Source organism: Paenibacillus sp. BIC5C1 (assembly GCF_032399705.1).
Classification (GTDB): Bacteria; Bacillota; Bacilli; order Paenibacillales; family Paenibacillaceae; genus Paenibacillus; species Paenibacillus taichungensis_A.
Map to the genome: position 1 here is coordinate 4,609,865 of NZ_CP135922.1, position 24,961 is coordinate 4,634,825.

General features: G+C 46.8%; 29 protein-coding genes. 2 read left to right on the forward strand and 27 right to left on the reverse strand.

All coding sequences use genetic code 11. From position 1 onward, the window contains the following. Positions 1–21: 21 nt before the first annotated feature. The 14 genes from trpE to mtrB form a co-directional block, all read right to left on the reverse strand. Positions 22–1,593, reverse strand: a complete 1,572-nt coding sequence (trpE, locus tag RS891_RS20430) for an anthranilate synthase component I (RefSeq protein ID WP_315793037.1) — start codon at positions 1,591–1,593, stop codon at positions 22–24. A 524-nt stretch (positions 1,594–2,117) separates the two neighbouring features. Then, on the reverse strand, positions 2,118–2,258 hold the full coding sequence (locus RS891_RS20435; protein ID WP_315793038.1) for a hypothetical protein: 141 nt from the start codon (positions 2,256–2,258) through the stop codon (positions 2,118–2,120). 49 nt (positions 2,259–2,307) lie between these two features. Further along, positions 2,308–2,685, reverse strand: a complete 378-nt coding sequence (gene aroH / locus RS891_RS20440) for a chorismate mutase (RefSeq protein WP_063566773.1) — start codon at positions 2,683–2,685, stop codon at positions 2,308–2,310. A 5-nt stretch (positions 2,686–2,690) separates the two neighbouring features. Next, positions 2,691–3,785, reverse strand: coding sequence for a 3-dehydroquinate synthase (gene aroB / locus RS891_RS20445; RefSeq protein WP_315793039.1), 1,095 nt, complete (start codon positions 3,783–3,785; stop codon positions 2,691–2,693). 1 nt (position 3,786) lies between these two features. Then, positions 3,787–4,956: a chorismate synthase gene (gene aroC / locus RS891_RS20450; RefSeq protein ID WP_063566771.1), complete on the reverse strand. Its 1,170-nt coding sequence runs from the start codon at positions 4,954–4,956 to the stop codon at positions 3,787–3,789. 245 nt (positions 4,957–5,201) lie between these two features. After that, positions 5,202–5,996: a CheR family methyltransferase gene (locus RS891_RS20455; RefSeq protein WP_113051949.1), complete on the reverse strand. Its 795-nt coding sequence runs from the start codon at positions 5,994–5,996 to the stop codon at positions 5,202–5,204. 24 nt (positions 5,997–6,020) lie between these two features. Beyond that, entirely contained in the window at positions 6,021–6,464 is a 444-nt protein-coding gene (gene ndk, locus RS891_RS20460) for a nucleoside-diphosphate kinase (RefSeq protein WP_063566769.1), read from the reverse strand. A 191-nt stretch (positions 6,465–6,655) separates the two neighbouring features. After that, positions 6,656–7,630, reverse strand: coding sequence for a polyprenyl synthetase family protein (locus RS891_RS20465; protein WP_113051948.1), 975 nt, complete (start codon positions 7,628–7,630; stop codon positions 6,656–6,658). A gap of 337 nt (positions 7,631–7,967) precedes the next feature. Next, a complete protein-coding gene (locus RS891_RS20470) occupies positions 7,968–8,585 on the reverse strand; it encodes a UbiX family flavin prenyltransferase (protein ID WP_113051947.1) in 618 nt (205 codons plus the stop codon). Positions 8,586–8,587: 2 nt separating this feature from the next. Continuing rightward, a complete protein-coding gene (locus RS891_RS20475) occupies positions 8,588–9,454 on the reverse strand; it encodes a UbiA-like polyprenyltransferase (protein ID WP_063566766.1) in 867 nt (288 codons plus the stop codon). Continuing rightward, positions 9,447–10,175, reverse strand: coding sequence for a demethylmenaquinone methyltransferase (locus RS891_RS20480; RefSeq protein WP_076288936.1), 729 nt, complete (start codon positions 10,173–10,175; stop codon positions 9,447–9,449). The genes RS891_RS20475 and RS891_RS20480 overlap by 8 nt, the downstream gene beginning before the upstream one ends. Positions 10,176–10,190: 15 nt before the next feature. Then, complete coding sequence (locus RS891_RS20485) at positions 10,191–11,054, reverse strand: heptaprenyl diphosphate synthase component 1 (RefSeq protein WP_113051946.1); 864 nt, start codon at positions 11,052–11,054, stop codon at positions 10,191–10,193. Positions 11,055–11,155: 101 nt separating this feature from the next. Beyond that, entirely contained in the window at positions 11,156–11,707 is a 552-nt protein-coding gene (locus RS891_RS20490) for a hypothetical protein (RefSeq protein WP_113051945.1), read from the reverse strand. Positions 11,708–11,805: 98 nt separating this feature from the next. After that, a complete protein-coding gene (mtrB, locus tag RS891_RS20495) occupies positions 11,806–12,027 on the reverse strand; it encodes a trp RNA-binding attenuation protein MtrB (RefSeq protein ID WP_024630669.1) in 222 nt (73 codons plus the stop codon). 147 nt (positions 12,028–12,174) lie between these two features. Here mtrB and RS891_RS20500 point away from each other — a divergent pair, with 147 nt between their 5' ends. Continuing rightward, entirely contained in the window at positions 12,175–12,336 is a 162-nt protein-coding gene (locus RS891_RS20500) for a hypothetical protein (protein WP_181586473.1), read from the forward strand. Positions 12,337–12,402: 66 nt separating this feature from the next. Here the strand turns inward: RS891_RS20500 and RS891_RS20505 are convergent, their stop codons facing one another. The 5 genes from RS891_RS20505 to spoIVA all read right to left on the reverse strand — a co-directional run bounded on the left by RS891_RS20505 (position 12,403) and on the right by spoIVA (position 18,297). After that, entirely contained in the window at positions 12,403–12,675 is a 273-nt protein-coding gene (locus tag RS891_RS20505; RefSeq protein ID WP_024630670.1) for an HU family DNA-binding protein, read from the reverse strand. 220 nt (positions 12,676–12,895) lie between these two features. Further along, entirely contained in the window at positions 12,896–13,882 is a 987-nt protein-coding gene (locus RS891_RS20510) for an ABC transporter permease (protein ID WP_063566763.1), read from the reverse strand. Further along, positions 13,879–15,396 (reverse strand): sugar ABC transporter ATP-binding protein, encoded by a 1,518-nt coding sequence (locus tag RS891_RS20515; RefSeq protein WP_315793040.1) that lies wholly within the window; start codon positions 15,394–15,396, stop codon positions 13,879–13,881. Before RS891_RS20515 ends, RS891_RS20510 begins: the two co-directional genes overlap by 4 nt. 107 nt (positions 15,397–15,503) lie before the next feature. After that, positions 15,504–16,601 carry a sugar ABC transporter substrate-binding protein gene (locus RS891_RS20520; protein WP_113051943.1) on the reverse strand — a complete coding sequence of 366 codons (1,098 nt, stop codon included), beginning with the start codon at positions 16,599–16,601 and terminating at the stop codon, positions 15,504–15,506. A 217-nt stretch (positions 16,602–16,818) separates the two neighbouring features. After that, entirely contained in the window at positions 16,819–18,297 is a 1,479-nt protein-coding gene (gene spoIVA / locus RS891_RS20525) for a stage IV sporulation protein A (protein ID WP_076288931.1), read from the reverse strand. 454 nt (positions 18,298–18,751) lie between these two features. Here spoIVA and RS891_RS20530 point away from each other — a divergent pair, with 454 nt between their 5' ends. Further along, positions 18,752–19,141, forward strand: a complete 390-nt coding sequence (locus tag RS891_RS20530; RefSeq protein WP_315793041.1) for a tautomerase family protein — start codon at positions 18,752–18,754, stop codon at positions 19,139–19,141. 150 nt (positions 19,142–19,291) lie between these two features. Here RS891_RS20530 and RS891_RS20535 read toward each other — a convergent pair whose 3' ends face one another. The 8 genes from RS891_RS20535 to der form a co-directional block, all read right to left on the reverse strand. After that, a complete protein-coding gene (locus RS891_RS20535) occupies positions 19,292–20,065 on the reverse strand; it encodes a hypothetical protein (RefSeq protein ID WP_315793042.1) in 774 nt (257 codons plus the stop codon). Positions 20,066–20,101: 36 nt separating this feature from the next. Beyond that, the gene (locus RS891_RS20540) at positions 20,102–20,455 is read right to left on the reverse strand and encodes a 2Fe-2S iron-sulfur cluster-binding protein (RefSeq protein ID WP_113051940.1); all 354 of its coding nucleotides are present in this window, start codon (positions 20,453–20,455) and stop codon (positions 20,102–20,104) included. A 16-nt stretch (positions 20,456–20,471) separates the two neighbouring features. Next, complete coding sequence (locus RS891_RS20545) at positions 20,472–21,089, reverse strand: hypothetical protein (protein ID WP_315793043.1); 618 nt, start codon at positions 21,087–21,089, stop codon at positions 20,472–20,474. 83 nt (positions 21,090–21,172) lie between these two features. Beyond that, on the reverse strand, positions 21,173–21,352 hold the full coding sequence (locus tag RS891_RS20550; RefSeq protein ID WP_053780676.1) for a DUF2768 family protein: 180 nt from the start codon (positions 21,350–21,352) through the stop codon (positions 21,173–21,175). Positions 21,353–21,522: 170 nt separating this feature from the next. Beyond that, positions 21,523–21,798, reverse strand: a complete 276-nt coding sequence (locus RS891_RS20555; protein ID WP_024630680.1) for a stage VI sporulation protein F — start codon at positions 21,796–21,798, stop codon at positions 21,523–21,525. A 99-nt stretch (positions 21,799–21,897) separates the two neighbouring features. Beyond that, the gene (locus RS891_RS20560; RefSeq protein ID WP_113051938.1) at positions 21,898–22,938 is read right to left on the reverse strand and encodes an NAD(P)H-dependent glycerol-3-phosphate dehydrogenase; all 1,041 of its coding nucleotides are present in this window, start codon (positions 22,936–22,938) and stop codon (positions 21,898–21,900) included. Then, entirely contained in the window at positions 22,931–23,554 is a 624-nt protein-coding gene (gene plsY / locus RS891_RS20565; RefSeq protein ID WP_076288925.1) for a glycerol-3-phosphate 1-O-acyltransferase PlsY, read from the reverse strand. The genes RS891_RS20560 and plsY overlap by 8 nt, the downstream gene beginning before the upstream one ends. An 11-nt stretch (positions 23,555–23,565) precedes the next feature. Beyond that, positions 23,566–24,888, reverse strand: coding sequence for a ribosome biogenesis GTPase Der (gene der / locus RS891_RS20570; protein ID WP_113051937.1), 1,323 nt, complete (start codon positions 24,886–24,888; stop codon positions 23,566–23,568). Positions 24,889–24,961 lie beyond the last annotated feature (73 nt).

Sequence of the window (24,961 nt, forward strand, 5' to 3'; positions counted from 1 at the left end):
TCATTTCCGGTCTCTCCTCTCTCAGTTTTGTGCAGCCGTGGCTGGGGTAACAAAATAATCGGCGTTGGCAAGTTTCAAGGTGTGATCCTTCTCTTTGGCAGGAAACATCGCTTCTGCTGTACGAATCGCCTTCAGCAAAGCTTTGGCTTTATTTACGGTTTCTTCATATTCATTCTCAGGCACCGAATCCCATACGATTCCGGCTCCAGCCTGCACATAAGCTTTTCCCTTTTTGAAAATAATCGTTCGGATTGTAATGCAGGAGTCCATGTTTCCCGAGAAACCAAGATAACCGATAGCACCTGCGTATGCACCCCGTGCTTCTTTTTCCAGTTCCGCGATAATCTCCATCGCACGCAGCTTCGGCGCACCGGATACCGTACCCGCTGGTAAACATGAAAGAAATGCATCAAAGAAATCCTTGTCTTCTCTAAGCTCGCCTGTAACGTTGGACACCATGTGCATGACATGGGAATATCGTTCAATTTCCATGAACATGTCACATTTCACAGTTCCGAAGTTAGATACACGTCCCAGATCATTACGTCCCAGATCAACCAGCATCAGGTGCTCTGCACGTTCCTTCTCATCCTGCAGCAGGTCTGCGGCCAATGCACGATCTTCTGCTTCCGTAGCTCCCCTTGGACGAGTTCCCGCAATCGGCCGTGTCTCTACGCGGTTTCCATCCACTTTTACCAACGCTTCCGGTGAAGTACCTACAATAATTTCGTCGTCCATCTTCAGATAATACATGTAGGGCGATGGATTCAACGTCCGAAGCACGCGATATACATGCAGCGGAGATACTTCGGTATCAATATGGAAACGTTGGGATAATACCACTTGAAAAATATCTCCTGCCCGAATGTACTCTTTGGCCTGCTCTACATTCCCGATAAACTGTTCCTTCGTGAGATTGGAACGAATATCCCCCAATTCCACGTCTCCTGGAATGGAACGCGGATTCAGGTTCTCCCCTGGTCCTTGCTGCTGCAAGCGTTCAGCCGCCTGTTCCAGCTTCTCAGAAGTTAAAGCATAAGCTTGACGGATATCATCATCCGTTGCACCGTCTTTCACGTGAACATTGCCCACCAGCAGCATCTGCTGCTTCACATGGTCAAACACGATAATCTGGTCACAGAACATGAAGCGAATATCATCCATTTTCAGATCATCCAGCGCGTGAGCCGGAAGCTTCTCATAATATTGCAGCAGATCGTATCCAAAGAAACCAATGGCCCCGCCTGTAAATGGCGGCAGTTCATCATCTTTCGGACTGCGATACTTACGCAGCAGCGCTTTGAGTTCTTCAATCGGCTTACCTGGCAATTCTCGAATCTGTCCCGCTTCTTCTACCACGATCCGGCCTTTTTTGGCGGAGATCATCAGGAACGGATCTGTACCGATGAAGGAATATCTAGCCCATTGAATTCCACCCTCCACACTTTCCAGCAGAAATGCCCGGTCGTTGTCAGCATAACGGCGAAAAATCCGAATCGGGGTCTCCATGTCTGCCAGAATCCGTTTGACTACCGGAATCAGATTATATTCATTCGACATTTTCAGTACTTGATTAACGTTTGGCGTTATCATCAGATCACGTCCTTTCAGATTTATATAAGTTCAACTAAAGAGGTTTACACTGAGCACTCCGATGACAGAACAACCTTCCGATCGCTGTTATCCCCAGATTTTTTGATTCTCTTTCTAAAGGGAAAATCCGGTGATAAAGGCGAACGCTCCGCTTCTTCAGGTTATTTCTGTCCTCTCCGTTTTTGTGTAAAAAGTTTAGTTGAACCTATATGGGTAGAAGAAACAATTCAATATACAACAAAAAAACCTCTACCATCAGGTAGAGGTTTGGTTATAAGCTGTTTCAACAGGTTGGTGCTTCATAAATAACAAGTCCCTATACATGCATCCTTACCGAATTATCACACAGACTGTTGTATGGATGAATTAAGAAGTCTTAAATTCATCATATACAAAGGAAATGTCCCGGCTTACACTGTTTCTTACCCATAGCACTCATTCATTCATTCATTCATGAGATGCATGAGGATAACCGTCGTGTTATACCTAAACAAAACGATGTCGCTAGACACGTTTGCATTCCTTCATCCTGTTCTAATAATTCCGTAGCTCGACGTACCGCGAATCAGTTGACCGGCTTCTGTTGCTCCGGTTACCACCCGCTGGACTCTGCTATATACTCCACTCATCTCAGCTGCTCTCAGCTCAATCTCTACTCTACTCAACTGGTTCTCACTATACATCATTCCGAATGATTTGACAACCACTCTAAATTTACGAATTGGAAGGTGCCGCCAAATCAGGACGTAGAGACTGTGCACCGTTAAGATACACATGGTTGATTTCATTTTGACCTTTTGCAGTGTTAACATGTACCATAAAACGAATGCACTGCGGCAAGGCGCCTGCAACCGGAACTTCCAACGCACACATCAAGGGTACAAGCTCCCAGCCATCCAACTGGCGAATTGCCTTTGCCGGGAAAGCAGCATCCAGGTCTCCAGTCATTGTAATCCACACACTGCAAATATCTTCGGGTTGGATCTCGTTACGATCCACGATTTCCTGCAATAGTACAGCCGTTTCTTTCAAAATATGTTCTTCGTTATTATGCGTGACCGTAGTAGCCCCGCGAATTCCCCGAGTAACCATCGCTTTTAATCTCCCTTCTTGAGCATTTCAATGACTTCGCGTACTGCCGTAACCGGTACATCCTTCACAATTCTGGCAGCGCCGATCCGGTCAGGAATAATGAAGACCATATGGCCCTCACGGAACTTTTTGTCGTGCATCATTGCATCCATTAATGCATCTGTATCCAAATGTTTTGGCATCGTAACCGGGAGGCGCAATGAACGCAACATGCGAACCGTATCGTCATAAAGTCCTGCTGGGGCTCCCAACTTCTCGCCGAGCAATGCCGAGCCCGCCATACCAATCGAGATGGCTTCACCATGCAGAAATTCTCCGTAACCGGCAATGGCTTCAATAGCATGACCAATCGTATGACCCAGGTTTAACAGAGCGCGTTCTCCATTTTCCCGTTCATCACGTGAGACAATCTCTGCCTTGATACCACATCCTCGTTCCAAGCCATATCCCAGGGCCTCTGGATCAAGGGCAAGCAGCTCATCCGCATGCTCCTCACACCAGAATGCAAAAGCTTCATCCCGAATTAGTCCGTGCTTCAGCATTTCTGACAAACCAGCCGAGACATCGCGTGGCGGTAAGGTTTGAAGCGTATCCACATCATAGAGTACCAGCTCTGGCTGATGGAATGCACCAATCATATTTTTAGCCAGCGGATGATTGACAGCTACTTTGCCGCCAACACTGCTGTCATGCGCCAGGATCGTCGTAGGTACCTGTACAAACTTGATTCCACGCATATATGTAGCAGCAACAAAACCAGCCAGATCCCCTACAACACCCCCGCCTAGAGCAACAATCGCCGAACTGCGATCCAGTTTGCCTTCAATGGCGACAGTCATCATATCCTGGTATACCGAAAGGGATTTCGACGTTTCACCCGATGGAACAACTGCGGAGACGACTGTAAAACCAGCCGTGCGCAGTGTTTGTTCCAGATCGGACAAGTATTTGGGTGCCACATGCTCATCAGTAATAATGAGTAAGGGGCTTTTTTTGGTTAAGCCATATTGCTCAAAATATTGAGGTGCTTGAGCCAACAGGCCGCTGCCAATAAGGATTGGATAAGAGCGCTCCTCCAACTGCACTGTCAGCTGGCGCATCTTAGTAATTCTCCAGTTGATTATTGTAGTTGGCAAAGTTCGCTCGGATTTCCTCCATGGAATCTCCACCAAATTTCTCAAGGAAAGCTTTTGCAATTTCCCAGGCCACCACATGCTCCATAACGACACTCGCTGCCGGAACAGCACATGCATCAGAACGCTCGACCTGAGCAGTAAATGCTTCTTTAGTATCGATATCCACACTTTGAAGCGGTTTGTACAACGTAGGAATAGGTTTCATAACTCCACGTACCACTACTGGCATACCGTTAGTCATTCCGCCCTCGAATCCGCCCAAACGGTTGGTAGCTCGATGATAACCACGCTCTTCACTATGCACGATTTCATCATGCACTTGAGAACCACGAATCGTTCCAGCTTCGAACCCAATACCAATTTCCACACCCTTGAATGCGTTAATGGACATCACACCCTGAGCAATCCGTGCATCGAGTTTCCGGTCATACTGTACGTGGCTACCAAGCCCTACAGGCACCCCTTCAACGATGCATTCCACGATTCCTCCGATGGAGTCGCCTTCCTGCTTGATCTGATCAATGTAGGCTTCCATCTTTTTCTCAGTTTCGGCATCAGTTACACGTACGGAGGAAGCTTCTGTCACTTCGATCAGTTCATCGATCGGCAGATCCTGATAAGGAGCTTCGATTTCTCCGATACGCAACACACGTCCAGCTACTTTGATTCCGAATTCAGCAAGGAATTGACGTGCAATAGCACCACATGCTACACGCACCGTTGTTTCACGGGCACTGGAACGTTCCAGTACATTACGCAAATCTTTCAGGTTATATTTGAGCCCACCATTCAAGTCGGCATGTCCCGGACGTGGACGATGAACGCGACGTTTCTCTTCGTCACTGCCTTCAATCGGCTCAATATTCATAATATTCTGCCAGTGTTTCCAGTCATTATTTTGAACAACCAACGCTACGGGAGCACCCGTTGTATATCCGTGACGGATACCACCAACGAAATTGGCCTGATCCTTCTCAATTTGCATGCGGCGTCCACGGCCGTATCCCTTCTGGCGGCGGTGAAGCTGAAAATTCAGTTCTTCAAAATCAATATTCAGATTGCTTGGCAATCCTTCAATAATTGCGGTTAATTGGGGTCCGTGCGTCTCCCCTGCGGTTAAATAGCGTAAACTCATAATACGTTCCCCCTTTAAACTGTTAAACTTCACATTGCTAAAATCCCATAATTTCTTTGCTTATTATAGTATAGCTGACCGGCTTTGACAAGAAAGCGGGTCGTTTCTTGTCCGAAATGGATAGGACTCGATTGGGGAGTGATTGAGATTCTGACGTGTCTGAGAAATATCCATTCATCCATTATGCAAATAACCGCCTGGACACATTCACATGTGCATGCCAGACGGTTATGAAATAATTGAAATTATTTTTTGCGATAAAAGAATGTTTCCGCTGTCTCCAGACCATATTGTCCCGGGGAGAAAATTTGTTCCGTACTGCCCACGAACAAAATACCACCTGGACGCAAACTTGTTGCAAACTTGTGATACAACAGGTTTTTGGCTTCCTCAGTAAAATAGATCATGACATTTCGGCACACAATCAGATCATACCCTTCGTCAAAACGATCCAGCAACAGATTTTGCTTCATGAACTTGACTGAACTTTTCAGTTGTTCATCAATACGGTACACCAAGCCATCCTGCTTGAAGTAACGATTGGCCGTTTCCTTCGGAACATCTTTGAGCGAGCGTTCCATATAACGCCCTTCCTTGGCTTTGGCGAGAGCGCCTTCATCCAAGTCACTTGCCGTAATGGAGCTTCCTTTCAGAATGCCCATCGTGTCCAGAATCATCGCCAGAGTGTAAGGTTCTTCGCCTGTGGAACAAGCGGCACTCCACACTTTAACGCCACGCTTCGAACCCAATAACTCAGGCAGGATTTCATCCCGCAGTACTTCCCAGCGATTAGGGTTACGCCAAAATTCCGAGACGTTAATGGTCATTCGGTCCAGAAACTCGTAAAACAGGGACTTGTCCTTTTGCATGGCATCAAAAAAGATAGAAAACGTATGAAATCCGTTTTTGTTACGAAGTGTGGTCAGCCGTCTTTTCATCTGGCCTTCCTTGTATTGAGCAAGATCAATGCCTGTGCTCTCTTTGATTTTCCGAATAAATCCGGCGTAATCCGGGTCTAGTAGTTGTTCCTGCTCCAGCATCGTATCACCCTTCTGGCTAAAAAATTACAACCAGGCTGCGATGCTCTTGTCGTACGTTACCAGCTCATCCGGAGTAAAGAAGTTTGCTGCTTCACGAGTGGCGCTTTCCGGTGAATCCGCCCCATGAATCAGATTATGCGGTGTGTGGCTGGCGAAATCTCCGCGAATTGTACCCGGAGCCGCTTCCTTCACATTGGTTTTCCCGATTACGATGCGCGCAAGTGCCACGATGTCGTCACCTTCCCAGACCATAGCAAATACAGGTCCAGATGTGATAAAACGAACCAGATCATCGAAGAACGGTTTCCCCTCATGTTCAGCATAATGGCGTTTGGCCTGATCTTCAGACATCTGCACCAGTTTGCCTGCCACCAACTTAAATCCTTTATCTTCCAGACGGCTAACGATACGCCCTATCAATCCACGCTGCACACCATCCGGTTTCACCATCAAAAATGTACGATCCATAGACTCACTCCTCACTCACGGTTCAAAGTTATTTCATTATGTAAACGTAATCCCTTTGATTGTAACATACATGTCCAAATCCTCCCAATGAGGAATATCACATGAATGTTATTTTTTTTGAGTGAGAACAGCTAAACGAGGAACTCCATTCAAGAATGACTCCACCCATAGCAGAGTAATGCCCAAACATATTAATGCGTACGTTTGACCACAAAATGAGCGATATCACGCAAGTTTTTGGTGGTCTTGATGTTAGGCAGTTGATCCAGAGCATCGAGCGCTTTCTTCATATATCGGTCGGCCAGGGCTTCTGCTTTAGCAATTCCTTGACTTTGGCGAATCATTCCAATCGCATCGGATGCACTCGCCCGTCCCTCCTCGTGCTGAACGCGGGTTATCTCCTCCAGCAAAGGCTCACGCAAGTCGGCTTCCTGCAATGCATACAGTACAGGCAGCGTAATATTTCCCTGCTTCATATCACTGCCTGGAGGCTTACCAAGCTGCTTCTCAGTCCCAACCAGATCAAGGACATCGTCCTGAATCTGGAATGCCATACCCACATTATAACCGTAGGTGTACAGCAACGAAGATACATGTTCCGGCGCACGAGTAGCAAGCGCCCCCAGCTGGCAGCTGACAGCAATAAGAAGTGCCGTTTTGCGTCGAATTCGCAAGAGATAGTTACGTACACTTTGCCCCGTATTGAAAAAGTCACGAATTTGTTCCATTTCACCAATGGACATCTGCACCATCGCTTTGGCCAGAATACGGTGTATCGCCGGATCGGACAGGCCCGCAGTCATCTCAAGTGCCTTGCCGTAAATGTAATCTCCGGTGTACATGGCAATCCGATTATCCCATTTGGACTTCACCGTTGGTTTACCTCTCCGCGTTGCAGCATTATCAATAACATCATCGTGAACCAGAGAAGCCGAATGAATCAGTTCCAGCGGAACCGCTACCAGCTTCAGTCGTTCAATGTCGTATGTACCAAATTTCCCACCGAGTAACACAAATACCGGACGCAAACGCTTACCCCCTGCCTTGAGCAGGTGAAGCGACGTTTCACTTAGCAGCTTCTGTTCTCCCTGAACACTGCGATACAACTCTTTTTCAATGTAGTCCATGTCTTTTTTTAACAACCCGAAAATATCCAATAGTTTCATTCGTTCACCCGTGTCAGCGTATTGTCAGTCCATAAATCCATGCTTACCTTCCCCTCCAGCAAGTCGGGCCTGCAGGCATAACGAAAAACCAGGGCTTGCCTTTCCTGCTTGTGTTCTTCTAGACGTACTAATCTTCTTCGAATGTCAAGGCCGACATCCGGGAATTAAACTCTGCGACTTGTTCTGAAACATAAGTACAGAAGTTGCCGGAGCATGGGTCAAGGCTGTGGTTCATCCAAACATCACCATCAGCGCTCACCAATACCCCGGGATTGGGGGACGGCAAATTCCCCCTGCAATTCGGTCAGCAGATTCAAAATTGCAGGAAGCTAGGAAGCTATCCCCGTTCATCCGGTTCTCCCCATCTGGTAAACAGTTGATGCGGGATGCGCAGACTATCAAGCACTTTGCCCACCAGAAACAGAATCAACTCATCCATCGTTTGGGGTTTGTAATAAAAAGCAGGCATGGCCGGTATCATCCGGACACCAAGCCGTGAGAGCTTCAGCATGTTTTCCAGATGGATGGCATGCAGTGGCGTCTCACGTGGCACCAAAATCAGCGTTCTTCCCTCTTTCATCATGACATCAGCAGCCCGGGACATCAGATTGTCCGACGACCCTTGTGCAATCGATGAAAGAGTGCCCATGGAGCAAGGCATTATAATCATGCCTTCTGCCAAGAAAGAACCACTTGCGATGGAAGCACCAATATCACTAACGGGATGATAGAGCAGGGAACCCGCACGGTTGCCGAATTTTTCTTCCAGCACGCGGTCCCGATTCGTAACATCCCAGTCCATTTCTTCTTTTAATACACGCCACCCGGCATTGGAGATCACCAGATGCACGGTGTACTCAAGATCAAGCAGCGTTTCAATTAATCTAATGCCATATATACTTCCACTGGCCCCGGTAATTCCGACAACTAGTCGTTTATTGTCCGGCTGCTGCATCTTTATTTCACCGCCAGATCAATTAAAGTAAACGTAAATACAACCAGGCTGAGCACACTGTTCATTGTAAAGAATGCGGTTTGTACCCGGCTCATGTCATTTGGCGATACAATATAGTGTTCATAGAAGAGAATACCATAAGTAATCAACATTCCGGCTCCATACCACCAGCTCAGATCGGTCAACAATAACAAAGCAAGAAAACCGATTGCGGTAATCACGTGAAAGAACTTTGCGATCTGCAATGATTTGTTAAGACCAAAACGGGAAGGTATGGAATGAAGTCCCTCGCCCTGATCAAAATCCAGATCCTGACATGCATAGATGATATCGAATCCTGCAGTCCAGAACACAATCGTAACGTACAGTACAATCGCTGTCCAATCCATCGTACCCGTTACCGCTACCCAACCCCCAAGTGGAGCCAGACCAATGGTCATACCCAGAACTACGTGGCACAACCAGGTGAAACGTTTGGTATATGAATACAATACCAGCATAAATACAGCTATCGGCAGCAGCTGCATGGATAACACGTTAAGGTTGGATGAGGCCCAGAACAAGAGCACAAATGATACTATGATAAAAATAACGACCTCACCGTTTTTCAACAAACCGGCCGGAATTGCTCTCATCGCGGTACGTGGATTTTTCTTGTCTATGGCCTGGTCAATCATGCGGTTCAAGCCAAAAGCAGCGCTTCTTGCACCAATCATAGCCAGTAATACCCACATAATCTGCATCCAGGTCGGGAATGTATCATTCACTACCATGGAACCGAGAATGGCCCCCATAAATGCAAAAGGTAATGCAAAAAGCGTATGTTCAATCTTAATCATTTCTAAAAAGATGCGAATTTTCCTAAACATGCTGATTCTCCTTGGTTCCAATATGCAATGCCGCAATACCTCCGGTCAGAGGATAGGCCTGCACTTGCTTTAATCCGGTTTCTGCAAAAATGTCGGCCAGTTCCTTCCTACCTGGAAAAAGTGCCAGTGAGTCCGGCAGCCATTTATACTGCTCATAACGTTTGGCAAACAATTTGGCAATGTTCGGTAATAGTTGTTCGAAATAAAAATAATAAATAGCTTTGAATGGTTGCCATGTCGGCTTAGACAACTCCAGACAAACTACCATGCCTCCCGGCTTCACTACACGCTTCATCTCTGACAGAACCTGTCTGAGATCCGGTACATTGCGCAGACCAAATCCAATGGTGACATAATCAAATGAATTGTCTTCAAAGGGAAGTGACATCGCATTGCCTTGAACCAGCGTGATCTGTTTCTGACGGTTTACAGCATCAACTTTGGTCTGTCCAACTTCCAGCATATTGCTGCTAAAATCAAGTCCATGCATGTGACCCGTTTCACTTGCCTGAGCCATGGCAAGTGTCCAGTCACACGTGCCGCAGCACAAATCGAGACCGGTATCGCCTTTGGACATATTCATTTTCTTCATGGTAAATTTACGCCAAGCCTTGTGTCTGCGGAAACTCAGAATATCATTCATGACGTCATATTTACCAGCTATACTCTGAAAAACAGAATGGACAAATTCTTCTTTAGGTTTGGTCTCTCCGCTCCCCATTCGTCTGTCTCCCCCTCAATCTTCCCTAACTGCCGCATGTGAAGGCTGCAAATACGTCAGGTAAGGTTCCAGGATTGCATTGATCTCATGCAGACCCAGTTGATCTTCCTCGTCTTGCAGCAACAGTTGTATACGGTGTGTACACTCACGAAGCTTGTCCAGCAAAAACTCGCCGATCCGATACTTCAGCACCATACCGCTCCATGCTCTTGTATCCGGCTCGGACTGACGCAGCATTTTCCGCTCATCGTCATTACCGTACTCGTAAATATGCCAGAAAGCATAACTGTGATAAAAACTCTGTTCGTCATTCATCCGACGCAGCTCTACCATAATTGCCTCGCAGTAGCTGAATTCGGCCAACAGATCGTTCCATAGCGAAGCTTCGTTATCGCGGATCATGCCTGTAAAAGAAAGAAACAGCTGCATCTTCAGCTGTACTGTTTCACGCAAGTATTCTTCAGCCGAAACGAGAAGCTTTTTCATCCGTTCATACAGCGTCATCTTGCGTGCATTCACTTCGGATACAGCACCACTAAGTTTACCGATCATTTCAATTTTGCCTGCATGGGCAAGCAACTGATAGAAACGGCTACTGAAATAATCTCCGGCAAGCACGTTCAGCTGGCGTGAGCGCATCTCCAGTTCTCTACGCTCTCCGGATATCGTATCGATTCGATCATGCGTATCCATGGCCAACTGAACGAGCGAGGTTGCAAGAGCGTATAGCTCATCATGAACCTTTTCGTCTGTGCGGCCCACAAATACCTGCAGCAGACGAGCCCGGCTATCCGGAAATGATGGGATTTCCGTATGTTGTCGAATCATGTCGTAATCCGTATATTTCTTTGCTAGTTGGGGTACGCGATATGAATTCATTCTCAGCCTCCGAGCCTTTGCATTGTTAAACCATTTCTGCACTACAATCTTATATATTATAGCATATGTTTATCGGGCACGCACTGAATCATGCTATTCTATTACCCCTGACTTGACATTTCGAATTGCTTCTTCCAAAGTTCGGTCTCCATCATGTGAAACCAGTCCTTCAATTCGTCCGAGAGGATCGGACTATTCCAGTCTCGAAGCGTTTCGATTGCATACATCGGCCATTCCCCACGTCGAAAATCGGCAGCGAGCAACAGATGTCTTTTGTGAAGCCATTCATCCTCTGCCATAACACGCAGCATCACCTGTTCCACGTTATCGAGACTTCGAAAGCCCAGATCTGCCACAGCGGCCATATTGCCATAGATTTCAGTGTAACTTGTGCTGGTTCCGGTAACCTTTAGATCAAGCGTCAAAATGGATTGTTTCCACTCCACCCTGGCAATGGGTGTCGATAATTTCATGGTGCTCAGCACATCCACCAGATTGTCTTCTGTCAGCTGGACAGGATGCTGCGCCGCAGAAACGGGTTGTACGTTTTCACCGCCCCAGGTACGCATATGTAAGGTTTGTATGGCAACAAGCAGAAGGACCGCCGCAACCGTTGCCAGCAGTGAAGCAGTCACGATCATCCGCGGTTTCATAAATGCCTCCCTGCCCTTACCTGTTAGTGTAGTCTGTCCGGTAAAGGCTCATACCTCATTGTACAATGAAAAAAAGCAGGCTATGCCTGCAATTTTCATTATTCCGACTGAATCTGGCCATGCTTTGTAATCAGGGTAGCTTTTCCACGGATTTTAATGGCGGAAGTATGATTGGTAAACTGGGCAAACATGACTTCTCCCTTATCCAGTTTCTCCGTATGGTGGAAGCGGGTATCCTGACCCCGGGTTAAGCCAATCACCTGAACACCGTTCTCCTCCGCCTTAATTACGATATAATCACTGCCGGTTGGATGATCCATCACGCACATCCCCTCTCCTTGTTCAATAGCGTTAATGATGATAAATATTGTTTCATTTGTCAACCAGCCCTTATGTGAATGGAGCGCAATAATCTGTTACTCCCAGGTCATACTACAAGTGATCCAGCCACAGAAAGGAGAGTCTCTATGAAGTACATTCCCGCAGCACTGACAGACGAGCATATTCACCAGTTAAAAGAAACCGAACAGCATCTGTCCGCAGCCGCTGGAGAAGAACTTATTCTGATTGCCTATGCCCAGCAACCGGATGATCCGGAATCGCAAGATGGCAGGAAGAAAATTAATTAAAGGACAAAAGAAAAGGCCGTGAACAAGTCACGGTCTTTTTGTCGACATATGGAATATGTAGAAATCTTATTTAATTCCGTCTTTGAGCGCTTTACCTGGTTTGAATGCAGGAATTTTGCTCGCAGGAATTTCGATTTCTTCACCTGTTTGCGGGTTGCGTCCTTTACGTGCAGAGCGCTCGCGAACTTCGAAGTTCCCAAAACCAACCAATTGTACTTTGTCTCCGCTTTGAAGAGCCTCAGAGATTGCTTCGAATACGGCATCAACCGCTTTCGTTACATCCTTTTTGGACAATTCAGTCGCTTCGGACACGTGTGTAATCAAGTCTGATTTGTTCATTTGTTTTTTCACCTCCTGAATCAATGTCCTGAATGTTATACTGTGTTTCCGTTTTATAGCGAAATATACGTTCATACACAAAAAATCTACGTACATCTTGAGCGTGATGAACAGAAATCTCGGCCTTCGGTCAACAGTCATTTCTGGCAGAATGTCGCCTGAAACAAAGGTTGTTTCAGACGCCGAACAAATTTTATACTAATACAGACAGCACACAATTTCAAGTGCGGTTGCGGTTTAACACGTAAAATGTAACCGCCAGGGCAAGCACGAGTACCCCACCTTTTACAATATCATGAGTGAAATATTGAACATTCATCATAGTCAAACCGTTCACCAGTACACCAATTAGAACCGAGCCTATGAATGTTCCGATCACGTTTGGTTTACCTGCACCAAATACGGAGAATCCGACAAACACAGCGGCCACGGATTCCATTAACAACGGTGAACCCGCATCAATTTGCCCAGAACCCACTTTAGATGCATAGATAATACCGCCAATTGCAGCAAACACTCCAGCAGCTACATAGGCGAGTGTACGCACCTTTTTCACCTTGATACCGGATAGGCGTGCCGCTTCTTCATTGCCCCCCGTAACGTACATCTGGCGCCCATACTTCGTATACGTCAAAAAGATATGCACACCGATAACTGCAATGAGCAGCAGGATGACGGAAATCGGCATTCCCAGCCATTTTCCCTGCCCAAGCTGCAGAAATGTGGGGTCCATTTCTCCGGCAGCCTTGCTTCCGTCTGGAAACTGCATATGGTTATAGATCGTGTATCCTTGAGCATACGTTTTGTGAATTCCACCGATAATGTACATCGTGGCAAGTGTAGCCAGCAGATCCGGAATACGGAGTTTCACAATTAGCAAGGAATTAAGCCATCCAATTACAGCCCCAATGATCAGTGGGACGATAATGACAACTGCAAGCGGCTGCTGATACCAAATCATTAATGAAGCGGTAACGACAGTAGTCAGCGAGACGGTTGCCCCCACCGAAAGATCAAATCCATCTACAATGAGAGATAAGGTAACACCAATCGCCACAAATGTCACGATAGAGATTGAACCCAAAATATCGGTCAAGTTACTGTACGTAAAGAAATAAGGCAACTTAATACCGAAAAATGCTATAACACCAATAATTACGATAATCGCGCCATAACGGAACGCAAAATCCAATGATTTATCCTTCATGCTTCCACCTCTTGTCCACCGCTTGCATAGTATAGCAGCTGTTCTTGGTTAGTCTCGCCCCGTTTGAATTCCTTTACAATTGTCCCTTCACACATGACTGCAATCCGATCGCCAATGCCCAGTCCTTCATCCAGTTCACACGTGAAATAGATAACAGCTTTACCCGCCAAAGCCAGTTCGTTAATGATGCGAAAGATGTCACTTTTGGCGCCGATATCCACACCTTTTGTCGGCTCATCAAAGATAAAGACGTCTGCATCCGCATTCAGCCATTTGCCAATGGCCACCTTTTGCTGATTGCCACCGCTTAAATACTTCACTTCCTGCCGTACTGACGATGTTTTGATACCGAGCTGCTGCACTAAAGACTCCGCATTCTCTCGCTCTCGCTTTCGACTTACAAAGCCCAATCTACTAAGATGTCCAAGCAAAGGCAGGCTCAAATTCCGTTCCACGTTTTCCTCAATCAGAATCCCTTGTTTCCGCCGTTCCTCAGGTACGGAGACAATGCCCAGAGCCGCAGCATCAGCAGGTTGGGAAAGACGAATTTCACGATTGTTAAGCCGAATCTCTCCACTTTCCAGCCGATCTGCACCAATCAACAAGCGGGAACATTCCGTTTTCCCTGCACCTACAAGCCCTACGACAGCAAGCACTTCACCTCGACGAAGAGAGAGATCCACACCCTTGACACGGACTCCACGCCGAAGTCCTCTTGCTTCCAGCAGCACTTCACCTACCGGTGCTTCTGTCTTGGGGAACTCTTCCTCAAACGGTTTTCCGAGCATCTGCGTCACCAAATCATTAATCGTAAGCTCTTTTGCCTCACGCGTGAACACATGTTGTCCATCTCTCATAACGGTAACGCGGTCACAGTGACTTGTAACTTCAGGAAGACGGTGCGTAATAAAAATACATGCCACTCCACGTTCTTTCAATAAATGAACGATTCGGAAAAAGGCATCTGTTTCTTCCTGGCTCAGCGGTGCAGTTGGTTCATCAAAAATAATGACCTTGGCATCCTGAATCAGGATACGTGCGAGCAGAATCATCTGTTTCTCCGCGAGTGTCAGGTCGGCTACTTTTTTGTGAGCGGATATATCCGCTCCTAATTGCTGCAAAGCTTCAGCCGCACGCTGTTGCAATTTCCGCGGACTTTTCCACCAACCTCCGCCAGGCGACGCCAATTGATCCAGCATAATGTTCTCGGCCGCTGTCAATTGGGGAACCAGCGCAGCATCCACCTCCTGGTACACACAGTGAATTCCACTCGCTTTGGCATCTCCTGGTGAATTCAGATGAAGCGTTTGCCCATTTAATTGGATGGTGCCCTGGTCCAGTTGATAGGCACCAGACAGAATTTTCATCAATGTGCTCTTGCCAGCACCATTCGCACCAAGCAGCGCATGAATTTCCCCGCCTTTGACGGAGAACTCCACATCTTTCAGTGCAGGAATGCCTGCAAACTGCTTGTGGACATGTTTCATTTGAAGCAGAATCGATGCAGTACTCATGACGCCAACCTCCAATCGCTCCCCTCTGGGAGTATCACTTTTCTCATGTAGTTTTTTCATCATGGTTGGAAAAAGCGCGCCTTGCGGCGCGCCTCCGTTACGCTGTTTTATTTGGCAGTAACTCCGTATTCCGACATCCAATCCTTAATTCCCTGTGTACTTCCTCCCCAGCCCTCAACATACTCGGACAGCTCTGAGGTGGAGATTTGTTTGTCAGGCAGTGCATCACGCTGTACATAAACCGGGTTGAGAACCACTTGATCCTCTGTCTCGTCCCCGTTCAGCTTCTGGTATGCATATCGAACCTGAACACGTCCAATGTCTGTTGGATCAACCGCTGCAGAAGCTACCCATGGGTTTTTCGGATCCTGGATCATCTGCAAATCTTCATCACTCATATCAATACCATATACCTTGATCTCGTCACGTCCAGCTTGCTGGATGGCACGCGCTGCACCTTTAGCGAACTCATCCCATGCAGTCCATACCGCCGTGATTTCACCTTTTGGATATTGTTTCAGGATCGCTTCCATTTTGGCTTGTGTATCCAGCGCCGGGTTCTGTGCTGAACCAAACGTTGCAATCTCCTTAATGTCCGGATTCTCTTTCAGGAACTTGCCATAGGCAACTTGACGACGTTCCATTGGTGCAAACCCGGCAACCCATACTTTTACGATATTGCCTTGTCCGTTAATATCTTTTTTCATTTGCTCCAGCGTAAGTTCAGCCATCTTCTGATCATCTTGGGACAACACTGTTGCTCCTGGAACACTAATGTCTGCATCGAACACAACAACCGGGATATTTTGTTCTACTGCTTTTTTCACACCAGGCTCCAGTAGGGAATCCCCGTGATCCGTCAGAATGGCATCGAATTTCTGATTAATTGCGCTATCGAGCAGCGATACCATTTTGGCTTTATCATTATCGGCGACAAACGTAGTCAGTTGTCCTCCGAATTTTTCGATTTCTTCTTTAACGCCTTGAACGTATTGTTGTGAGAACGTACCTGTGTTAAATTCCATAATCAGTGCAATTCGTTTTCCGCTAAGTGGACCTGTTACTGCTTCGGTTTGAGGCTTGTCCTCTGCTGCGCCGGAAGCTGTAGTTGAAGCAGGTTCTTTTTTAATTCCGCAAGCGGACAGCGCTAGTGTAAATACAAGCAACACACTCAACCATACCCATTTTGTATTTTTCCCTCTCATCTCTTTCTCCCCCTGTTCACACTCTCTGTGATCTCGATCACAATAGTTGAATATTAATATAACGGCTAATCCCTAGTATGTAAATGGGTTTTAGCAATTTAAAGCTAAAACTCACTAAGTTTTTATTCGAAACTAAAGCATCTTATCCAGTTCATCCAGAATCATGAAAATAAAACAAGAAAAAGACCGCGAGGGTTACCCCTACGGCCTTTTGGACTTACAGAATTATGGCAATTAATCCACCTGAACCTTCGTTAATGATGCGTCCCAGTGTCTCTTGCAATTTGTATCGTGCGTTATCTGGCATCATTGCAATTTTACCCTGAATGCCTTCTCTCACGATGGAATGCAGCGAACGACCGAACATATCTGAATCCCATACCTTGATTGGATCGTTCTCGAAGTCCTGCATCAAGTACCTCACAAGTTCCTCACTCTGTTTCTCCGTTCCGATAATCGGTGCAAACTCCGATTCCACATCGACACGGATCATGTGAATGGATGGTGCGGTTGCTTTCAGGCGGACGCCGAATTTGGTACCCTGCCGGATGAGTTCTGGTTCATCCAGTGCCATTTCAGCGAGGGATGGAGCCGCAATGCCGTAGCCAGTCGTTTTGACCATCTCCAGGGCCTCAGCAAAGCGATCATACTCCCTCTTCGCATGGGAGAATTCCTGCATCAGTTGCAGCAGATGATCCTTGCCTCGAATCTCAATACCAACAACTTCCACGAGGATCTGATCATATAATTCATCCGGTGCATACAGATCAATTTCTGCCACACCTTGCCCCATGTTCATGCCACTCAGACCGGCTCGGTCGATGAATTCATATTCCATGAACTGAGCAACAACCCGATCCACGTCACGCAGCCTGCGGATATCCTTAACCGTGTCGCGAACGGAATTTTCATAGTTGCTGCGCAGCCAGTGATTTTCATTCAGCACCATCACCCAGCTCGGCAAATTCACATTCACTTCATGTACTGGGAACTCATACAGCACTTCGCGAAGTACACCTGTCACATCATCTTCGGTCATTGTAGCTGCACTGAGTGTCATAACCGGAATGTCATACTTGGCAGCAAGCTCACTGCGCAATTGCAGCGCTTCTTCACTGCGAGGGCGAGTCGAGTTGATCACTAATACAAACGGTTTGCCTACTTCCTTCAGTTCGGCTATGACGCGTTCCTCTGATTCCACATAGGAACTCCGGGCAATCTCAGCGATCGTGCCATCTGTTGTCACCACCACACCCAATGTGGAATGCTCCTGAATGACTTTGCGTGTACCAATTTCGGCAGCTTCCTGGAAAGGAATCGGTTCTTCGAACCAAGGCGTAGAGATCATGCGTGGTCCATTCTCATCCTCGTATCCCTTGGCACCTTCCACTGCGTAACCTACACAATCCACAAGGCGCACATTGACATCAAGTCCCTCGGCGACCTTGATTTGAACCGCGTTATTCGGTACGAATTTGGGCTCCGTAGTCATGATTGTTTTGCCAGCTGCGCTCTGTGGCAGTTCATCTACTGCCCTTCCGCGGTCTGCCTCGTTTGTGATGTTTGGCAGTACAATCGTTTCCATGAAACGTTTGATAAATGTTGATTTACCTGTCCGGACTGCGCCGACAACCCCGAGATAGATATCCCCTCCGGTCCGCTCGGCAATGTCCTTAAAAATGTCCACTTTCTCCAATGAAATCCCCTCCCTAAATTACTCCGAAGGAAAAATGCTAAAGAGCATCCGCTTCGTTTTTTCAATCAGAAGACTGAAATCCCTGCAACGGTAGAGCCGCCTTTGTGAGTGCCCGGAAGTCGTCCGCCGCCGAACGTTGCATTCTGATGAAACCGGCGAAAGCGGCGTTAACTCGTACATGCAATTGGACTAGTATCATCTTATGTATCCGTATGCAGCATTATGACGCGTATTTTTGTTTTTTTCTCAAGGTAGCTGCCTTAAGAGAATCGCCCCGCTCTCGGACTGCGCGTCTTTATTACAATCTACTTTATGAGCGTGCTGAGGCTTTTATGCCGGTTCGTTGATTTGGTTTTCGCGGTACCGCTCAAGCCGTACAGAAGGTATACTGTGAGGGTAAGGTATTATTAGCAGAGAAGAGCATAGATAATGAGCTGAGAAAGGTGAGATGAGCGTGGCACAAATCAAAGTATATGGACTAGGCGAGCACTTGAACCCGTTGAAAGCGGAGCTTTCGCAAGTCATACACTCCGTTATGGTAGATGTTGTGGGGTTACCGGAGAACAAAAAGTTTCATCGTTACTTTCCCATGGAGACGGATGATTTTCTTTTTCCCTCTGATCGTTCAGCCGATTATACTATTATTGAAATCAGCATGTTCGAAGGCCGAACAGATCAAGTTAAAAAAGAACTCATTCATCAATTATTCATACGAATAAATGAACAGTTGAAATTGTCGCCTAATGATGTGGAGATAACCATATTTGAAACACCGCGCAGTCATTGGGGTATTCGGGGATTACCCGGAGATGAACTTGAATTGAGTTATAAAGTCGAGGTCTGAATAAAGTGATCTCAATATAGCTCATGGACGATATACTGTGAACTATAAACAAACATACAAGAAGAGATATCCCGTGATGCGGAATATCTCTTCTTTACCTTAAAGACAATCATTGGATTGCATGCATTCGAATCAAATTAACGCTTATTATTACTTTGTTGCAACCGGGATGTTATTCTGCCAGGTGTAGGCGATCGATTTTACAGGAACAAAATAAGAATGCTCCAGCAAGAATTCACGCATATCTTCCACTTTTGTCGGAGCATTATCGGACTTCTCAACAGCCTGCATAATGTCAAAAGCATAATCCACATAGACATTGCCCTCGTCATCCATCATGAAAGGAAGTTCCTGACCCGAATATACACTATTCAGTGTAACCGCTGGGGCACCAGCCTGTGCGGCTTGTTCCATATCTACAGCGTATAGACCCGGATACAATTCTTCTCCACTTGGTAGTTGATTGTTATGTACGGACTTGTACTGGTTGACCATTCGCTGCACATCATTTACTTTCTGCACGGTTTGAAGATCCATAACTTTGACAGTTGGTTTCACTTCTTCATCCTGAATGAGAAAGTAAGCGCTCCCACCGCTTTCAAACGCAGTGCCGGGTATTTCATCCAGATACCCCTGCTGTTTCAGCTTGGACAGATCTACTCTGAATTTTTCGTATTTCGGTGTTTCTATATCTGCATTAACCATGGGCAAAATCCCCTGATCCTGTTGGAATGCTTCTACCGCAGTTTGAATACGGCTTACGCTTTCCCTATAAGCTATTTTGGGGTCGGGATTACTCTGGGATTGATACATACACCCCGTTGCTGTAAAAGCAAACAATAGGAATAAGAGTAGACAGGACATCTTCTGCAAGTGACGCCTCTGCCCTCTTGGTTTCACGTTCTTCGTCTTATTCTCGTTCATCCGTATCCTCCTTGAAATCGTTCCACTCAGGTATTCTTAGAACCAGTCGTCCTCATCCTGCTGCTGACGCTCCAATTGTTTACGAATCGCTGCTTTCAGCGGGTCCTCCGGAACATGAACTGTCACCGATCCCCGCACCTTCGCCTGACATGACAACCGCGTTCCTGCATCCAGCAGCGAACCTAGCTTACGCTTCTCTGCATCTGTTGGTGGATGCAGCGCTGCAAGATGTTCCGGATCTACTTTCACCTTACACATCAGGCAGGCTGCCTTTCCATCACATCGCGTTGCTATTTTCACGCCTGCACGGCGTGCAGCATTTAGCAGCGTTACCCCTGGCTTTAACCGAATCGTTTTATTTTGCGGTAAAAATGTAATATTGTAATCCATCATTATTCCTCCCAACCTACTGAGGCCATTCGAAGCCAACAAGCTCTTCCACTTCTGCTCTGAATCGGCTTGTCCATATATTTTGCTTCCCCAATAAAGTCATTAGAGGTTGATGTGATTCGGGCATCTGCCGAATCTGTCTTGCAATGGGTTCATAACGATCAGCACGGCCTCTCATTAGATTGAACAACAGCTCATGAGCTAACGGCATTAGACGCAATGTATAAGAACCCACTTTGGCTTCAGGGGCATACTTGGCCAATACATGCTCAATTTCAATGCGGTACCAACTCTTACGTGACCACACTTCGAAACCACCAACCAGCTCCAACGCACAAGTCCCTACCTGATAATGACTGAGCAGCGAGGCATAAGGTCCCGTTTTATCTACGACAGGCTCATCCAGCACCATTCCAGGCGCAGATTTATGAAGAACCTTCGCGGCGGTGATATCAGCGTAAACGTCAATATCTCTGGGAGCCTGCTGTAATTCTACCTGTTGGAGCAACAACCCACAGCTTCCCCCAAGCAGCCACGTATAAGGCTCTGTGTCCCAGGCTTTTGCCGTTTCCAGCAAAGCCGCGTGTAATTCCGGATAACGCTCTGTCCGATCCTCCGTTTCATGCGGCCTCATCGGCTCACCTTCCCTTCATCCGTTTTCGTTGTGTCAGTTCTTATGATGTGTTTATGCGGATGTTATCTATCAGGCGAGAAAGATCAGGTCAGAGAAGCTATTCCGCCGAAAAAGCCAATCAGCATAATGAGAAAAGCAATTAAAGAAAGAATCCCCCGTACAATACCTTTCGTTTTGGATCGAGCAAACGTAATCAGGAATACAGATAGTCCCATAATAAGGATTGCGACTAATGAAAGCCACATCTTGTCCATCGCGTTCATAATCCAGAGTTCTCCCCTTCAGTCCGTTATTCATCACTGACACTGTGACAATTGCAACTATTATAACACGAAACATTGCTCAGCTTTCCAAAAAAAAGACAAAAAGCAAGCCGGCAGATGCCGACTCGACTTTTTGTCTTGCTTGATCGCCTGCACGCAGGCGCGATCTATTATTTTTTCATCATCATTTTCATTAATGATTCCATACTGTTTGGGTTTAACCCGCTTTTTTTGACGGCACTCACGATATCCTGAACTGTATCCTCAGATACCGGCACTTTTGCCATGGCGGATACTTGCTTGATCAGTTGGCGCAATTGAGCTTCATTCTGCATGGTGGACGGTTTTACTGTACTCGCCAATTTCTTGACGGCACCTTCCGTAATCGATTTCCCTGTTTTTTTGTTGATCGCTTTCAGCGCTTCCTTGGAAATGTTGTTAGCCATTCGTCTCCCCTCCTCCGGCAATACTCATGTGTATCATATGAGTGCACCGCAAAAAAGGTGAAGAAGCTTCTCATTTCGGGAAAGCTGCCTACGCTACCATCAGGAATGCCACTGCTCCCAGGTTTCAAGCGTCATGACTTCCATTTCGGTCTTGGGATCACGTCCCATCAAAGCTTCAACCGCATCCCGCGGCTGTCTCTCTTGAAAAAGAACGTGATAAAGCTGATCTGCAATCGGCATTTGCACACCGTATTTCTGAGAAATAAAGTGGGCGGCCTGTGTGGTCCGAATACCTTCCACAACCATGCCCATGGAATTCAAAACATCGTCCAGCTTCTGTCCTTTGCCCAGCAAGGAACCTGCTCTCCAATTACGGCTGTGCTGACTGGTCGCAGTCACAACCAAATCGCCGATCCCTGCGAGTCCGGAGAACGTGAGCGGATTAGCTCCCATCTCCACACCGATGCGTGTGATCTCGGCCAGCCCGCGTGTTAACAAGGCTGCTTTGGCATTGTCACCAAAGTTAAGCCCGTCTGACATCCCTGCTCCCAGCGCGATAATATTTTTGAACGCTCCCGCCAGTTCTACACCGATCATATCTCGATTCGTATACACACGGAAATAAGCATTCATAAATAAACCTTGAGCTGCCTCTGCAGAAGCTTTATCCAGTGATGCCACAACAACCGTCGTCGGGCAACGCTTAACCACTTCTTCCGCATGGCTTGGACCAGAAAGTACAACGACACGGCCTTCTTCACATTCGAGTTCTTCCGAAATGACCGTGGACATACGTTTCAGACTTTCTGTCTCGAATCCCTTGGTTGCATGAATGATTAACATTTCCGGTTTGTAATAGGCCTTAAGCTGATGAGCAACCGAACGCATCGCCGATGAAGGAGCAACAATTAACACAGCAGAAGCCCCTTCAACTGCCGTCGCCATATCCGTGGTTGCCTGAATACGGGGTGACAGCTCTGCATCGGGAAGGAAGCGTTGGTTTGTATGTTTATTATTGATCTCTGCGGCCTGGTCTTCACCACGTGTCCACATGATCACATCCAGATGATTGGCAGCCAATACACTGGCAAGTGCAGTACCCCAACTGCCCGCAACCAGAACAGCAACTTTTTTAGACAACGCGTTTTCCCCCTCCAGGGTTTTTCGATCCCAATTTATTTTCCTGTCCTTTGGCGAGCTTCGCAATATTGGTACGATGTCTCCAGAACGCAAACAGACAAATAATCAGACTTCCCCAGAAGATACTCATCGAATATCCGGGTAACACAAGGATGAAGAGCGGTGTCAAAGCTACAAAAATAAGGGAGCCCAATGAAACATATCGTGTCAATACGATGGACAGGATCGCAAATACCCCGGCGCATAGCGCAGGAATAAGTGCAAGAGTCACGAGCACACCAATCGCTGTCGCAATTCCTTTACCTCCACGGAAACGGAAGTACAGCGGCCAGTTATGGCCTGCAATAGCAGCTATACCACTAAGAGCAGGAATCCAATCGGAACCATTGCTGAACCAGACCCCAATCCAAACGGCCGCAATACCTTTGAGTACATCCAACAGCAGTACCAGAATTGCCGGTCCTTTACCCAATATCCGCAAAGTATTGGTAGCCCCTGCATTTCCGCTTCCGTGTTGACGGATATCGATCCCCCGTAGTGCTTTTGCAAGGAGGACACTAAAGCTGATTGAACCGAGCAGATAGCTCAGTACAATCGCTGCGATTTGTAAAATCACAAACTTCTCCCCTAACCTTCGTCGGACTTCCTCCGAGTAAATATGCGAATTGGCGTCCCTTCAAAATCAAACGCTGAACGAATTTTATTCTCCAGGTAACGTTCATAAGAAAAGTGCATCAATTCCGGATCGTTCACAAAAATAACCATGGTCGGAGGTTTAACTGCAACCTGAGTCACATAATTGATTCTCATTCTGCGTCCTTTATCTGTTGGTGGCGGATTAATCGCCACTGCATCAGACACTACATCGTTAAGCAGATGCGTCTGAACACGCATAGAGTGCTGCTGGGCCACACGTTGCACCACAGGCAACAATTTTTGTAAGCGTTGTTTTGTCTTGGCTGACAAAAATACAACCGGAGCGTAAGTCATAAACAGGAAATGATCCCGAATTTTTTTCTCAAACTCATTCATTGTTTTATCAGACTTCTCTACAACGTCCCATTTGTTCACAACAAACATGGAGGCTTTGCCTGCTTCAAATGCATAACCTGCAATATGCTTGTCCTGCTCGATAATGCCTTCTTCACCATTAATTACAATCAGAACAACATCTGCACGCTCAATGGCACGCATCGCACGCATCACGCTGTATTTCTCCGTGGTTTCATAGACTTTACCACGTTTACGCATACCTGCTGTATCAATCAGCACATAGCGCTGACCGTCTTTTTCAAACGGTGTATCGATCGCATCCCGCGTCGTACCAGCAACATCACTTACAATAACACGTTCTTCGCCTAAAATGGCATTCACCAATGAAGATTTACCCACGTTCGGACGTCCGATCAGGGCTACACGGATGACATCGTCATCGTAAGTCTCTTCCTCAAGTTCAGGCAATTTCTCTACGATGGCATCGAGCAAATCACCTACACCTGTACCATGACTCCCCGATACTCCGATTGGATCACCAAATCCAAATCCATAAAACTCATAAATGAGCTCACTGCGCCCGATATTATCCACTTTGTTAACGGCTACAACGATAGGCTTACCTGAGCGGTACAACATCTCTGCGACTTCTTCATCAGATTGCGTAATCCCTGCTTTTGCATCACACATGAATACAATAACATCCGCTTCTTCAATGGCGAGCTCTGCCTGCATCCGGATTGATTTTAGAATGACGTCCTCGCCGTCGATTTCGATACCACCTGTATCGATAATGCTAAATGGTTTACCGTTCCATTCGCCGATTCCGTAGATACGGTCACGGGTAATGCCCGGCTTGTCTTCCACAATGGCCAATCTGTCGCCGATGATCCGATTAAAAATGGTGGATTTGCCCACATTCGGTCGCCCGACAATTGCCACAACGGGTCTTGCCATACATTCCACTCCTCCTGTCCATACTTACGATACTCATCATAGCAAAAAACGCCTGTCTTGGCTAACGTTTCAT